14 protein-coding genes are annotated in these 14346 nt (G+C 40.2%); 5 read left to right on the top strand and 9 right to left on the bottom strand.

What is annotated here, in order from left to right:
• Positions 1 to 49: 49 nt before the first annotated feature.
• Both Q0791_RS01820 and Q0791_RS01815 read right to left on the bottom strand, forming a co-directional pair.
• Positions 50 to 2269: a hypothetical protein gene (locus Q0791_RS01820; RefSeq protein WP_299002194.1), complete on the bottom strand. Its 2220-nt coding sequence runs from the start codon at positions 2267 to 2269 to the stop codon at positions 50 to 52.
• A 166-nt stretch (positions 2270 to 2435) separates the two neighbouring features.
• Positions 2436 to 5327 (bottom strand): ExeM/NucH family extracellular endonuclease, encoded by a 2892-nt coding sequence (locus Q0791_RS01815; RefSeq protein ID WP_299002193.1) that lies wholly within the window; start codon positions 5325 to 5327, stop codon positions 2436 to 2438.
• A gap of 676 nt (positions 5328 to 6003) precedes the next feature.
• On the opposite strand from Q0791_RS01815, the gene Q0791_RS01810 reads away from it, so the two are divergent.
• Complete coding sequence (locus tag Q0791_RS01810) at positions 6004 to 7563, top strand: S8 family peptidase (protein ID WP_299002192.1); 1560 nt, start codon at positions 6004 to 6006, stop codon at positions 7561 to 7563.
• Positions 7564 to 7718: 155 nt separating this feature from the next.
• On the opposite strand, the gene Q0791_RS01805 is transcribed toward Q0791_RS01810, so the two are convergent.
• Together Q0791_RS01805 and Q0791_RS01800 are read right to left on the bottom strand one after the other, a co-directional pair.
• A complete protein-coding gene (locus tag Q0791_RS01805) occupies positions 7719 to 8105 on the bottom strand; it encodes a hypothetical protein (RefSeq protein WP_299002191.1) in 387 nt (128 codons plus the stop codon).
• Between the two features lie 109 nt (positions 8106 to 8214).
• Entirely contained in the window at positions 8215 to 8556 is a 342-nt protein-coding gene (locus tag Q0791_RS01800; RefSeq protein WP_299002190.1) for a Fis family transcriptional regulator, read from the bottom strand.
• 137 nt (positions 8557 to 8693) lie between these two features.
• Between Q0791_RS01800 and Q0791_RS01795 the strand changes: the two genes are divergently transcribed.
• Positions 8694 to 9311, top strand: coding sequence for a DUF938 domain-containing protein (locus Q0791_RS01795; protein WP_299002189.1), 618 nt, complete (start codon positions 8694 to 8696; stop codon positions 9309 to 9311).
• Positions 9312 to 9435: 124 nt separating this feature from the next.
• Here the strand turns inward: Q0791_RS01795 and rplT are convergent, their stop codons facing one another.
• From rplT to Q0791_RS01770, 5 genes are all read right to left on the bottom strand, one after another.
• Positions 9436 to 9795, bottom strand: a complete 360-nt coding sequence (rplT, locus tag Q0791_RS01790) for a 50S ribosomal protein L20 (protein ID WP_028775125.1) — start codon at positions 9793 to 9795, stop codon at positions 9436 to 9438.
• Between the two features lie 18 nt (positions 9796 to 9813).
• The gene (rpmI, locus tag Q0791_RS01785; protein ID WP_011865828.1) at positions 9814 to 10008 is read right to left on the bottom strand and encodes a 50S ribosomal protein L35; all 195 of its coding nucleotides are present in this window, start codon (positions 10006 to 10008) and stop codon (positions 9814 to 9816) included.
• An 86-nt stretch (positions 10009 to 10094) separates the two neighbouring features.
• Positions 10095 to 10637 (bottom strand): translation initiation factor IF-3, encoded by a 543-nt coding sequence (gene infC, locus Q0791_RS01780; RefSeq protein WP_299002276.1) that lies wholly within the window; start codon positions 10635 to 10637, stop codon positions 10095 to 10097.
• A gap of 3 nt (positions 10638 to 10640) precedes the next feature.
• Positions 10641 to 12569 carry a threonine--tRNA ligase gene (gene thrS / locus Q0791_RS01775; protein WP_299002166.1) on the bottom strand — a complete coding sequence of 643 codons (1929 nt, stop codon included), beginning with the start codon at positions 12567 to 12569 and terminating at the stop codon, positions 10641 to 10643.
• A gap of 56 nt (positions 12570 to 12625) precedes the next feature.
• Entirely contained in the window at positions 12626 to 12748 is a 123-nt protein-coding gene (locus Q0791_RS01770; RefSeq protein ID WP_299002165.1) for a hypothetical protein, read from the bottom strand.
• Positions 12749 to 12973: 225 nt separating this feature from the next.
• Here Q0791_RS01770 and Q0791_RS01765 point away from each other — a divergent pair, with 225 nt between their 5' ends.
• The 3 genes from Q0791_RS01765 (at position 12974) to Q0791_RS01755 (ending at position 14289) form a co-directional block, all read left to right on the top strand.
• Complete coding sequence (locus tag Q0791_RS01765; RefSeq protein ID WP_299002164.1) at positions 12974 to 13210, top strand: hypothetical protein; 237 nt, start codon at positions 12974 to 12976, stop codon at positions 13208 to 13210.
• Between the two features lie 65 nt (positions 13211 to 13275).
• Positions 13276 to 14025, top strand: coding sequence for a pteridine reductase (locus tag Q0791_RS01760; protein ID WP_299002163.1), 750 nt, complete (start codon positions 13276 to 13278; stop codon positions 14023 to 14025).
• A 63-nt stretch (positions 14026 to 14088) separates the two neighbouring features.
• The gene (locus Q0791_RS01755) at positions 14089 to 14289 is read left to right on the top strand and encodes a CPXCG motif-containing cysteine-rich protein (protein ID WP_299002161.1); all 201 of its coding nucleotides are present in this window, start codon (positions 14089 to 14091) and stop codon (positions 14287 to 14289) included.
• Positions 14290 to 14346 lie beyond the last annotated feature (57 nt).

Genomic DNA, 14346 nt, shown 5'->3' with positions numbered 1-14346 from the left:
CTGAGTACTGGATCATGAAGCGTTGAAAAACAGTACACTGTGGAAAAAATTATAACCCCTCAGTAAAGCCGACTTGAAAATTGTAAATAAGCGAATCTTCATTGGTAGCGCCATTTTCGTCAGTATATTCAACTTCAGCACTCATCAACCATACAATGGCACCACCTAAGCCTCTATTGGATGCATAAGCACCATAGGATTTAGCGGTATTTGCAGAAATATAAGCAATAAAGTTATATTCAAAGCTAAGACTGGTATCACTCCAGTAACTGCTCACATCCAAGGCGCCAATGTCGTCTCCAGTGGCGTTAGTGCTAAAGGTATTAATCGACGTACTTGGTATAAAACTCTCTTCATAATAAGCCGTTGAAGCAATATAAAAAGTCTCATCGGCGATGTCATCATAATAGTTCCAATCCATTTCCGCCCAAGTTGAAGCTAAGTTACTCATGAAATAATTATAAGAATACATACTATTACACACATCAGAGCCACTTAAGTCTGCTTCACAGGTTTGTTGATCTTGATCGCCAGGTAAAGCCGTTGCATTATTGATCAGATTAAATAGCCCACCGTTAGTAACCCGAGTGGATGCTGTTACATCGCCTATTTGACTCATGGCACGACCATATGCCGGTATACCAATGTTCACCAATGCCAGCCATTGGGTTTTTAATCGATTCCAGTTGGGCGCGTCACCATCATGCCCATTGAGGTACTGAGTCACAGCATTCACGGATAAATCATAACTATTTCCATCAATGGGATCGGTATACACAGAGTATGGATTCGTGAGACCAGTATCCGGCTGAGGAAACAAATTACTTAAAAATCCCGTATAAGCATCGCCACTACCGTTGTAATCAAACACACCATGATTATCATAGGTCAGAAAGGTTAAATGACTCAAACCTTGAGAAAACCAAGAATAAAGATAGTTAAAAGACGATGATCCACCAGTATCATCATTACCCAGTAATCCCTTAATCATATCCGGTGAGGCTTGGATCGTCACAGAGACTTTCAGACCGGTTTTAGAAATAATGGTATCGATGAGTCCGATACCATTACTATTGCTATAACCTTGATTATCTGTCGACTGAGCTAATGCCTGAAACAGTAAACTCTCGCTCCAATCATAAGTGGCTGAACTAAATTCAATGTCAAAATCGATGCCTTCTATACCTCTCGCTTTCAGATTTTTAAGTACCTTGATAAAGTTTTGTGCAAACGAGTTGTCATCATATGGGCTCACACTCGTACCGTTTTTTCCCGCCACTAAATAATCCATATAGTCTCGATAAGTCCAACCCCCTACCGAAATCCAATGTTCTAAATCTCCAGTACTGTTTTGTACATTCAAAAAAGCATCAAATGAGCCATAACAAACTTCTTCATCACAATTTGCATCCCCTTTATTCCACACGCTAGCACCATTAAAACACACTTCATACCCTTCGGTATCTTGGTTACATAAACCACCAACCTCAAAATCATCATATTGTAGATCCGTTCCCCCATCATCAAACTGGGCACTACCATCGATATAAGGAAGTAAAAAGGCATAGCCCACGGCATCAACACTATCAATGAGATTGTCAAAATGGGCATTATTGTTATAACCATTATTAGCAATGGTTTCTTCGCCGGCATTACATGCAGCATATCCGTATTCAATACTATTACCATCGGCATCAGTTTCAGTTCTCAGCTGAATACCCGGCATATTATAAGAAGGTTGAGGAATGAAATACCCCGTTTCATCATCACCTCCACAATAACGATCTGTCGATGCTGTCGCTTCAGCTTCAGTGGAGTTATTATTATTGTCGCCACCATTATTCAACCAATAAAGCATCATAAAAGATTCGCGCGTATTCGATGGCATCACAGTAAACGCCACATTATCTAATGCAACATGATTACTCGCAGTAAAACTCAACACTCCAGCTTGCGCTCGGCTCACACTTTGAGCAATCACTTCCAAAGAGCAATATTTACTGCCTTTAGGGATAGTGCATGAGCTCGTTTCAAACGTCAGCAAACTATAAAGGTCATCTAGCGTAATGGTTCGATTTGAATCTGTTGTTTCACTCGCTGAAATCACCACTAAAGTACTATTACCTGATACTAGCTCAGCATTAGTAATGGATGCACTTAAGCTGCTTGGTGCGTCGTCATCACCTGAGTCAAACAAACAACCGGTGAGAACAAAGATGAAACAAACACATAAATGTCTGGCAAAACCAAATAATTTTATCCTTGCCATTCTTCTATCTCCCTGTGCTTTGCCAACAACAAAAATAATTGCATTATTTATTGACTATAGAAGATTAAAGAAAAAATGCAGGCAATATGCAAAGAGTATGTCTAGAAAGTAAAAATGCCGTTGTGTACAATAGCTGTAACTCTGTACACAACAGCATGTTAACGCATTAATAATCCAGTTCTGCAGTATCTCTCAGCCCATCATCGTCTTCAACAACTAGCTCAACATGGGAGCCTTGATTGCCAAAACGCACAACCCAAGGCAAGGTTGACAGGTAACCGTCATCAAAATGCCAAACTTGACTTTCAATCGTTCCATCCAGATCGACGCTCATAGACGTAAATATATGAATAAACCACCAAGCTTGATATTGAATAATAGCGATAGGGGCTTGCCCTTCGGGCGCTAAAATGATCTGAACCATTTGCGTCTGGGAATGCATCAGGCCGCCATCATCAGTCACTGTTAATGTGACTGTATACTCACCATTTTGATTATATTCATGAGACACATTAGCACCACTGGCGACATTGCCATCACCAAAGTCCCATTCATAACTTATTATGTCACCATCGACATCACTGGATGTACTGACAAAATTGACCCAACCTCGATTTTGGGAAAATTCAAAACTTGCTATAGGAGCCATATTTGGCCTATCAAATAGCAGAGAAACAAGGACAGGATCATGATCCGATGATCGATATGCATCTTCCGCATATAACACATCTTGTTGCGTGTCTGATTTATACTCAAGATTATAATCTAATACCCGTGGCTCATCGGTATTGATATGCCACTGAGTGACATCAATAACATTATCCAATAATGCCTCATTGGCCAGCACATGATCTAACTGTCCCGATCCACCTGAATAAACATAAGTGTATGCACCCTCTTTATCAAAATAACTAAAAAGTTCATGAAACCCCAATAAGCGTAATGCAGTAAGGGGATCTTCTTGTGCGTAAGCATTTAAATCTCCCATGAGCAATATTTTTTTATCGGCATAAGTCGCCGATAACCACTGGGATGCAGCCACAGCAGCACGTGTTCGCGTAAGATTACAATTTCCTTGTCCATCATTAAGATCGGGATCCCCAATACTGCTACAACTGCTACCTTTAGACTTAAAATGATTCACTGCCACCACAAACTCAGATAAGGGGTTTTCTGCGGCAACAATTTGCCCATCTCTAATCCAAGGTTTACCGTGAACAATATCTTCTCTCTCATCTAGTAGACCAAATGATTGCGTCAGCATTGGACGGTTTTTATCATCATTAAATAAGGGAGCCCCCATCTCATCTAAGGGAGAGTTATCACTCGACAACACCTGAGCTTCACCTAAAGGTACAAGACTATCGACTCGGTATATTAACCCCACAGCAATTTCATCATCTCCCAAATATGATAACGCTGGAGAAATATAATCATAACGCTCAAGGCCCACTTGCGCATTTAAAGCGCCGACTAAATGTGCAATCGCAGATTGCGTTCCAAATCCATCATTTTCAATTTCCATTAATCCAAAAATATCTGCATCAATGGCTAGCATGGCTGCCACAATTTTGGTCTGCTGGCGTTCAAATTCAAGCAGACTATTCGCTCCACGAGCCGTTGGAAAACCGCCTCCGAATCCATCACCATTAAAGAAATTCAGCACGTTAAAGCTCGCCAGAACGACATCTCGCTCCTCGGGTAATACAGGAAAAGCAGTCCGTGGATTCGTTGCAACAAAATTCACAACGTCTATCGGTAATAAACGATAAGCACCAAAGCCGTAATGCATAATGCCATGTAAATCCGTCACCAAATCCCCCACTCTCACTGTATTTTCAGCGCTTAATTCCGGAGACGGAAAACGTATATGTTCAGGATTTTGACTTGTTAGACCATCATCTAATATTATTGAATCTAAGGCATTTTGAGCCGTAACAGCTAATGCTTCCTCGCCGGGCGATGCCACTTGAGTACCAATAAAGTGGCGCTCACTTCCCAGTAAAACTTCACCATAACGCCCCAAGTTATACACCTCATTCACAATGAGATTTTGTGAAAAATGTACTCGCATGCCTTCCAATGACTCAAAGTCAATATCATCAGTTATCGGTAAGCTCACTAAGGTGCTGCTGGGTAATGTTTGCTCGCTAGCACACAATAGACTTTGTTCCACCCATGCCAATTGTGTTAATGTTGCAGACTCCTCCACAATGCCTTTAAGGCGGACTCTATCACCGAGTTGAAAACCCAGCGGTGTATCGGCTGTGTAAACAAACATGCCCTCTGAAGTTAATGGATTATCGTCATGTTCGCTATCTGGTGATTGCACAAAAAAACCATTCAAACCAGATTCATTATTACTCACCACAATGGCTTCTATCATCACTGACTCGCCCACATAATCACTAGCGAAACTTTCACCTTGTATGTCATTAATCCGTGTCATTGGATCGGCACACACCATAGGTTCTGTTGGCTCAGGATCTGTGGGCATACCACTTCCAAAAAAGCCTAAGTCACTAATGTCATCTTTTTCAAAACCGAACCAATTTGTCAATAAAACCTCATCGTCTACTATGATATCGGCAATGGGCTGAGTATCATTACGCCTCAAAGTGTTGTCTTTGGTTGAAAGGATCCCCGATCCCCATTCAGTACCTGGATCGCTTCCCACTTGCCCTAAACTATCCACTATCTCCCCTTGGTAACTTAACACGACAGCATCATCCCCATTAAAAAAGCTCATTGATGAAGTCATATCAGTAACAGCTAAGATAGCCTCACTAGCATCATTATCACTGACAACAAAAACGTCATCAGCCTCAACGCTTCCCTGTAAAAGGATATGGGTTCCAGAATGGATGTTCCCATTAAAATAAAAATCAATTTGATATCCATCTAGGTTTATTAAAGAGTCGCTCGTGTTATATAATTCTAAGGCCTTATTATTTCCACTTCCCTCTACGTACTCAGATATAATTAAATGTTCTGTTGCATACACAGAATTCAATGCACAGCCTAGAAGTAATATTAAGCAGCTATCTCTCATGAACATGTTATTCCCTTAAATATTTTTTATTGATGACTTCAAATTCATCAGAAGCAACAATGAATATAACTGGCAATGATGACAGTCTTATTTCAGTCTAGTTTATTACTGTTCACTACAGCTTATTTCTATAGGCGATTTAAGAAAAATACGCTATGGAAACAAGAACAATATCTTTTATGTGAACATTTGTGTATTAGCTCACATTTTCGATATAAATAACATTACATTTTCATTTTAAGTGACATAATAAACACATATTCATTGCCCTAGCCCATATATAATTCCCAAAAAAAACTCAAGCATTTTATTATAAAAATAAATAAATAGTATTTAATGGCTAGTATACAAATCTTATTCCTCACTTTTATAAAAAAATATCTTGCCTTACACTAATAACCCTTATTTCAAAAAATATATAAAACAAAATATTAGCAATAACTAATTAAATACAATTAGTTGCTTTACATAGATTATTTTTGGAATATGAAATAACAAATTGTTTGTTGATATTTATATTTTCACATAAAACTTATGCAATCCATTATTATTAAACAATTTTATTAAACTTTTATTAAAATTGCCTAAATCGAATCAAACAAAATATTGATATTGAAGATAAGCATAAAAGTGTTCTATGTTGATTACGCCGTTATAAAATTAAACCTAATACGGAGTCATCATGCAAAAAAAACATTTACTCGCACTTGCTATTGCAGCTGCCTTTTCCTGCTCTTCGGTTAATGCTAATGAATATCAAGCTCAATTAATAAAAGTCGACCAACAAAATGCAATTAAAGATAACTATATTATTGTCTTTAACACGCCAAGTGTATTAAACCTCAATGACGAACTTTCAATTACGTCTTTTGTCAATCAACAATCAATAACAATTGAAAATAATTATGATGTTAAGGTTATTAAAAACTTTGGCAACACTATTAATGGTGTATTAGTCAAAGCCAATGCAGAACAAATTGCAGCAATGCAGAGTAATCCCGATATAAAATACATAGAACAAGATCAAATACTCAGCATTGACCCTATAGTCAATACATTGGGCGATCAATCCAATCCAACATGGGGTATTGATAGGGTTGACCAAAGAGATCTCGGCCTCAGCAACAGCTACCACTATGACTATGATGGCACAGGCGTCACAGCCTATGTTATCGATACAGGTGTATTAAACACACACAACGAATTCGGTAACCGTGCATCCAGCGGATATGATTTCGTCGATAATGATAATGATGCAACAGACTGTAATGGTCACGGTACACATGTGGCGGGCACTATTGGTGGCTCAACCTACGGCGTCGCAAAAAATGTTGACATTGTCGGGGTAAGAGTCCTTAGTTGTAGTGGTTCAGGCACAACATCAGGGGTTGTTTCCGGCATTGACTGGGTCAAAAATAATGCATCTGGCCCTTCCGTTGCTAATATGAGTTTAGGTGGCGGCGCATCAACAACACTGGACAATGCCGTTAATGAAGCTGTTGCGGCAGGTATTAGCTTTGTCGTTGCGGCAGGTAATGACGACAGTGATGCCTGTAACTACTCTCCCGCTCGCGCAGCAGATGCGATTACCGTTGGCTCTACCACCAGCAGTGATGCACGTTCCAGTTTCTCAAACTATGGTTCATGTCTTGATATTTATGCGCCAGGTTCAAGTATCAAATCGGCTTGGTATTCCTCTAATTCAGCCACCAATACGATTAGCGGCACTTCTATGGCTGCCCCACATGTAGCTGGTGTCGTCGCACTGTATCTTGATGAAGATCCCAGCTTATCTACCTCTGCAATGACGAATTTACTGAGCAGCCGTTCAAGTAAAAATAAAATCTCTGATGCGATTTCAAGCTCGCCAAATGAGTTAGTGTACTCGCTATCAGGAGGTGATACCCCTGATCCAGATCCTGACCCAGATCCAAACCCAGGTTGTGGAACAGACTGTATAGAAGAAACAAACTTGAGTGGTTCTTGGCTATCGACAGCTTACTATCAAATCGATGTTCCAGCCAACAGTCAACTGACTGTTGAAATATCTGGCGGCTCAGGAGATGCCGATCTTTATGTCAGAGCCGGCAGCAATCCAACAACCTCACGTTATGACTGTCGCCCCTATGTATCTGGCAACAATGAAAGCTGCGAATTTAATGTCACTAGCGCAACCACTTATTATATTATGATCAGAGGTTATCGCTCTTACAGTGGCCTAAGCTTAACTGCAGGCTTCTAATCAAACACTGTCATCATTTATAATTATAATGACTCTTAAAGTGCTTATTTTGTAACACTTAAAGAGTCATTTTCAATGGCATAATACGCTTATAAAAGTAGCCTTTTATCATCAAGTTGAGCATTTGAGCTTAGCAACATTTAACTGATATAGCGCTAATCTAAGGCCCACAAAATAATACACCCTGTTACAACAAAATAACCTAGCCAATGGCAATAGAATAATAAAGGCTGCTTTTCGCTACTCATTATTTTTCCATAAAGCTGCCAAATGGCAAATAAAGCATAGTCTAGAGCAATGAATAGTAATAAACCATAGGCATACATTTGCGAAATAAGATCCAAATAACACACAAATAAGCTCAAGGTTGCAAGGACATAAAAAACAGCAATAAAGTAGAAAAAACTACTGATATGAGTTTTAACCTCTATATTTAAATCACTGGCTAAAAAAGGAAGAAGGACTGTTTTCCTATCTAAAGTTAAATGCTTAATACTCAAGAGCAAACTCACAAAGCCGCCCACCAATAAATAGCTATTCATAGCTTTCCCCATCAAAATATTAATGCATACAAGATTACAGTATAAGACAGGAATAACAGACTATTTATTACAATCAACCTTACAAATATTTCACAAAATAAAAATTAATTCAACAAGCTAGCCTTAGTGCCCAATTACCTCCATGCTCTGCTATACAGCGTTCTTCATTATCAAAGCGAATTTGTCTTGTTGCTTTTAAATGAATGCCAATACTCACAAGCCGTGTCTGGATCAGCTGGATCATTTTTTTATTCTCTTGTTCGCAAAGTGCATTAGCTTGTGCCGTTTGAGTATCAAAAATACAGATCACCTTAAGTGTGCCAGCCACATTTTTAAAATCAACTTGATGGGTTAACCACTCAAATCCAGCCACTCGCGCTAAAATGTCATCACACGCTAAGGTCAGCGCTTCTCGAATAGCCTTGTCGATTTTCTTTTCTGTTTTCGTCATGTTACTCACACTCATCAAATATGGAATAACGCATTATACTCCTTCAAAATCATTCAACCTACCTCGTCAACTGACAATATTAGGCCTAAATACACTAATATAAGACATACTTTTTATTTTTATCATATGAAGACCTTATGCCACACACACAACAAGATTATTTTTCACAAGCCTGCGAAAATAATAAAGCGCCTATTCTTAAGCAACTTTTACCCATTTTAGCCAACAGCCGTGAGGTATTAGAAATCGGTAGTGGTACAGGGCAACATGCCGTTTATTTTGCCAAACATTTATCCCATCTCATTTGGCAAACCAGCGATAGGCAAGCTTATCATCAAGGCATTCATCATTGGTTGAGCTCTCAGCCCAGCCATAATTTACGCCCACCTTTATTACTCGATGTCACAAAAGCATGGCCCCTAACACAAAAAGTGGATGCTATCTTCACCGCCAATACCTTGCATATTATGAGTAGCACTATGGTTGAAGCATTTTTTATTGGAGTGGGCCAGCATTTATTCCCACAAGGCCAACTGTGTATTTATGGCCCCTTTAATCAGAATGGACACTATACCAGCAAGAGTAATCAGCACTTTGATTTACACCTTAAGCAAAACAATCCACTCAGTGGTATTAAAGCCCTTGAATGGATAACCACATTAGCCAGTCAACAAGGACTGAGTTTACAAAGCAAAGTAACTATGCCCGCTAATAATTTATTTTTACACTTCCAAAAAACCAAAAACATCGAGTAGAGTGAATTGATAGTCCCTCATCTGTCTCAAAGCACCGTACGGACCTTGTTTACAGCTCATGTTAATTTCTCTGGGCCAACAAAAAAAGGAACCCTAAGGTTCCTTTATTTAAAGTCGAATTAACTTATTTAGCTAATGCTTCTTTTGCTTTTTCGACTAAGGTTGCGAATACAACTTTATCGAAAACAGCGATATCGGCAAGGATCTTACGATCGATTTCGATAGAGGCTTTCTTAAGACCGTTAATGAAACGGCTGTAAGATAGACCATTTTGACGAGAAGCCGCATTGATACGTGCAATCCAAAGTTGACGGAATTGACGTTTCTTTTGACGACGGTCACGGTAAGCATATTGACCAGCTTTTGTTACAGCTTGAACTGCAACGCGGTAAGTACGTGAGCGAGCTCCGTAATAACCTTTGGCTAATTTAAGTACTTTCTTGTGACGAGCACGAGCGGTTACACCACGCTTAACTCTAGGCATTGTTCTTTACTCCTCTAATTAAGCGTATGGTAGTTGACGTGCGATTGCTGGCACATCAGACTTAGCGACTAAACATTTAGCACGTAAGTGACGTTTACGCTTAGTGCTCTTCTTGGTCAAAATATGACGTAAATGGGCTTGCTTGCGCTTGAAACCATTAGCGGTTTTCTTAAAACGCTTTTGTACACCCTTGTCAGTTTTCATTTTAGGCATTGCTAAAACTCCGCATTGGGACATTAATAAAACGCAAGGCGAACAAAGACCTTAACAAGATCTTTGTTACTTTTCAGGTTGCCTTACTATTTCTTTTTCGGCGCGAGAACCATAACAGCTTGTCGACCTTCCATTTTAGGGAAAGACTCGACCACTGCTAGCTCTTCCAAATCCACTTTGATACGGTTCAATAGATCCATACCTAAGTTTTGGTGAGCCATCTCACGACCACGGAAACGCAGCGTCACTTTCGCTTTGTCGCCGTCATCTAGAAAACGCTTCAGGTTGCGTAGTTTTACCTGATAGTCGTTTTCATCAGTACCGGGACGGAATTTAATTTCCTTCACCTGTATCTGTTTCTGCTTCTTCTTTTGTTCTTTTTGTGCTTTTGCTTTATCAAAAAGAAACTTTCCGTAGTCCATGATACGACATACAGGCGGCTCAGCGTTAGGACTGATTTCAACTAGGTCTACACCTGCTTCATCAGCGACTTCTTGAGCTTCTCTAATACTCATGATACCTAATGGCTCACCATCAAGACCGTTTAAACGGACTTCTGAAACACCCGTGATGAGTTCGTTAATTCTGTTCGGGGCCGCCTGGCGCCCTGCTGCTTTTTTGATCTTTATGACCTAATCCTCCAACAAATTGAGACTACGGAGCGAAATCTGTTCGCTGATCTTGGCTGCAAAGGTTTCGATATGCATTTTACCTAAATCAACACCATCTCGGGTTCGCACCGCAACTTCCTTATTCTCTAATTCTTGATCGCCTACGACCAATAAATAAGGAACACGCCTTAAGGTGTGCTCGCGTATTTTAAAGCCTATCTTCTCATTTCTCAAGTCTTTAGTGGCTCTAATTCCGCGTTCTTTGAATAAATTCACCACTTCATCCACATATTGTGACTGTTTATCGGTAATATTCATCACAACCACTTGCTGTGGCGCTAACCAAGTGGGGAATTTCCCTGCATATTCTTCAATCAAAATACCCAAGAAACGCTCAAGGGATCCTAAAATAGCACGATGGATCATGACAGGTGTTTGACGGCTGTTATCTTCAGCAACATAGGTCGCCCCTAAACGGCCTGGTAAGGCATAATCAAGCTGCACAGTACCGCACTGCCACGCCCTGTCTAAACAGTCATGAAGAGTAAATTCGATTTTAGGCCCATAAAACGCCCCTTCGCCGGGTAAAATTTCATAGTCAATATCATTGGCCGTGAGTGCTTGTTTCAGCGCCTCTTCAGCACGATCCCACATGGCATCATCACCAATACGCTTTTCTGGACGCGTAGACAGTTTGACAACAATATTTTTAAAACCAAAGGTTTCATAAGTGTCATACACCATTTGAATACACGCGCTGACTTCTTGCTGGACTTGCTCTTCGGTACAAAAAACATGAGCATCATCTTGAGTAAAGCCCCGTACCCGCATTAAGCCATGCAGTGCACCTGAAGGCTCATTACGGTGACAGCAACCAAATTCCGCCATACGCAGCGGTAAATCACGATATGATTTCAAGCCTTGATTAAATATTTGCACATGACCTGGACAGTTCATCGGCTTAATGGCGTATTCGCGATGTTCAGAATGGGTGGTAAACATAGCATCAGCGTATTTATCCCAATGACCACTTCGCTCCCACAAACTTCTGTCCATCATCAAGGGACCTTTCACTTCTTGGTAAGTGTATTGGCCCAGTTTTTGACGAATAAATTTCTCAAGTTCTAAAAATAAACTCCAACCATCATTATGCCAAAACACCATGCCCGGTGCTTCTTCTTGCATATGGTATAAATCTAATTGCTTACCAATTTTTCGATGATCGCGTTTTGCCGCTTCTTCGAGGCGATTCAAATGCACTTTTAATGCTTTTTTATCAGCCCAAGCCGTACCATACACACGCTGCAACATTTTATTGTCTGAATTACCGCGCCAATATGCGCCAGCTACACTCATTAGCTTAAAATGCTGGCAAAACTTCATATTAGGCACATGTGGTCCACGGCACATATCCACATATTCTTCATGATGGTATAATGCTGGCGTATCATCCTGACTGATATTTTCATCAAGGATCGCCATTTTATAAGTTTCACCACGCGCTTCAAACGTATCTCTAGCCACTTGCCAGCTGCCCACACGCTTTTCAACTTTATAGTTGGTTTTAGCCAGTTCCATCATACGCTTTTGCAGCGCATCTATATCTTCCTGTGTCAGCTTATGATCAAGGTCAATATCATAGTAAAAGCCATTATCAATCACAGGACCAATGGCCATTTTAGTTTCAGGGAACAATTGCTTAATTGCATGACCCAACAGATGAGCACAAGAGTGACGTAATATTTCAACGCCTTCTTCATCTTTTGCAGTAATGATAGCCAAGGTTGAATCCTCAGCTATCATATCGCATGCATCTTTAAGCTCACCGTTCACACGACCAGCAATACACGCTTTGGCTAAACCAGGACCAATATCCGCTGCAACATCAAGGGTGGAAACAGGTGCATCAAACTCACGTTTGCTACCATCAGGAAGGGTAATTACAGGCATGAAAATTCCTTATCCAGTGGTGATCCCCACGTAGGACCACTTGGGTTTATTAAAAATTAATCGTTAATATCAACACTATCAAACAAACAAGCAGTACAGGAGCCGGATGAATGATAATGCAAAAGCAGTAATACTAAGGGGAACAAGGGGGTAATAGCAAGACTAAAAACACCCACCATGCCTAAATCCTCCTTAAATGTCCATAAAACCCTGCTTCATTGTCATCCACTTGCCTAAAATATGTCACTGCTTTGTCATGAATAAACATTACCATGGCGCCAATTGATGTGAGAGAGGCTTTCACTGTCATTTCACGTTAAGTGACATCCAATAAATGGCAGTACACAAGCATCATATCAAACGTCACTTTATCCAGGCAGAACGCTATGACTACGGAGTTGATTATGATGAAAACATGGATCCTCGCAGGTGCTCTGGTGCAACATGACTTCCCTCCGCCGACGCCCGCAAACAATGATCTCATTTTTGATCCCCTTGTATTAAGCCAAGAAATAGAAATGAGCTTAAATGAACAAATGCGTCGCCTCATTGAAGAAACCCACAAGACATTACTCGATATTGAGACATTTGAGCCGTCACTGGCAAACCAACTCAAACAGAGACAAAGAAAAATGAAATAACATTTAGGGTCCTATCAACAAAATGATAAACTGAATATCATTAAGTTATCATTGAAGTGAGTAACATGGAAAAATGGGCATTAGTGACCGGCGCCGCCAAGCGTATTGGCTGCGCCATTAGTCAGCAGCTACATCAAGAAGGCTATAATATTATTATTCACTTTGGACAATCCAGTGATGAAGCACAGGCATTAGCCAATCAATTCAATCAACATCGCCCTAATTCCGCTTTATGCCTACAAGCCAATCTTGATAATGAGACAGGTATAGCTAAGCTTATTGATACCATTATGCATAAGCAACTGCCCGTCACCTTATTGGTCAATAATGCCTCTTCCTTTTCACCATCGGCATTTGAACACACTAGATTTGAGCAATGTCAAACCACATTAACCACTAACTTGGTTGCCCCTTATTTACTTGCTCAAGGATTATTCCCACTGCTCAAACAACATCAAGGGCTAGTGATCAACTTGCTGGATATCCATGCTAAGCGACCTTTGAAGCATCATGGACTATACTCTATATCTAAGGCAGGACTTGAAATGGCCACCCTATCGTTAGCGCAAGAAATGGGGCCCAACGTCCGCGTTAATGGTATCGCACCGGGGGCCATTTTATGGCCCAATAATAGTGACAAAGCAGCCCAGTCTGAGATAATTCAAGCCATTCCACTAGCCAGACTGGGACAGAGTGAAGATATTGCTAACTTAGTTTGCTTTTTAGCAAAAGCGCCTTACATTTCAGGACAAATCATCGCTGTGGACGGTGGACGCAGTGCAACGGGCTTTAAAGGAGCAGAAACTATCAAATAATGGGTAATTAAGTAAAAAGTCAGCCTAATAATCAGGCTGACTCAAAGGTTTGAGGTATGAATTATGTTGTATCACACTAAAACGATCAATTGCCCACATTGTGGGCATCACCAGAGTATTGACATCGATGCCAGCGCAGGCGATCAAGAATACTATGACGATTGCCGTATCTGTTGTAACCCTATGCACATACGTCTTCATCTTGATGAATACCAGAAAAAAATTGAACTCTTTGTGGACTCTGATAACGAGCAACTTTATTGATAGTCAATCAACAGATGATAATCGTTCAACAGAGTGAACTAACTTCAATAATATTCA

The sequence above is a fragment of the uncultured Shewanella sp. genome, from assembly GCF_947495455.1.
Classification (GTDB): domain Bacteria; phylum Pseudomonadota; class Gammaproteobacteria; order Enterobacterales; family Shewanellaceae; genus Shewanella.
Note: the sequence above shows the minus strand (reverse complement) of the source record. Positions and strands in the feature narration are given on the sequence as shown.

Coding starts and splice junctions, on each gene's coding strand:
- Q0791_RS01820 (WP_299002194.1), bottom strand. CDS start 2,269: ATGGCAAGGATAAAATTATTTGGTTTTGCCAGACATTTATGTGTTTGT.
- Q0791_RS01815 (WP_299002193.1), bottom strand. CDS start 5,327: ATGTTCATGAGAGATAGCTGCTTAATATTACTTCTAGGCTGTGCATTG.
- Q0791_RS01810 (WP_299002192.1), top strand. CDS start 6,004: ATGCAAAAAAAACATTTACTCGCACTTGCTATTGCAGCTGCCTTTTCC.
- Q0791_RS01805 (WP_299002191.1), bottom strand. CDS start 8,105: ATGAATAGCTATTTATTGGTGGGCGGCTTTGTGAGTTTGCTCTTGAGT.
- Q0791_RS01800 (WP_299002190.1), bottom strand. CDS start 8,556: ATGACGAAAACAGAAAAGAAAATCGACAAGGCTATTCGAGAAGCGCTG.
- Q0791_RS01795 (WP_299002189.1), top strand. CDS start 8,694: ATGCCACACACACAACAAGATTATTTTTCACAAGCCTGCGAAAATAAT.
- rplT (WP_028775125.1), bottom strand. CDS start 9,795: ATGCCTAGAGTTAAGCGTGGTGTAACCGCTCGTGCTCGTCACAAGAAA.
- rpmI (WP_011865828.1), bottom strand. CDS start 10,008: ATGCCTAAAATGAAAACTGACAAGGGTGTACAAAAGCGTTTTAAGAAA.
- thrS (WP_299002166.1), bottom strand. CDS start 12,569: ATGCCTGTAATTACCCTTCCTGATGGTAGCAAACGTGAGTTTGATGCA.
- Q0791_RS01770 (WP_299002165.1), bottom strand. CDS start 12,748: ATGGTGGGTGTTTTTAGTCTTGCTATTACCCCCTTGTTCCCCTTAGTA.
- Q0791_RS01765 (WP_299002164.1), top strand. CDS start 12,974: ATGATGAAAACATGGATCCTCGCAGGTGCTCTGGTGCAACATGACTTC.
- Q0791_RS01760 (WP_299002163.1), top strand. CDS start 13,276: ATGGAAAAATGGGCATTAGTGACCGGCGCCGCCAAGCGTATTGGCTGC.
- Q0791_RS01755 (WP_299002161.1), top strand. CDS start 14,089: ATGTTGTATCACACTAAAACGATCAATTGCCCACATTGTGGGCATCAC.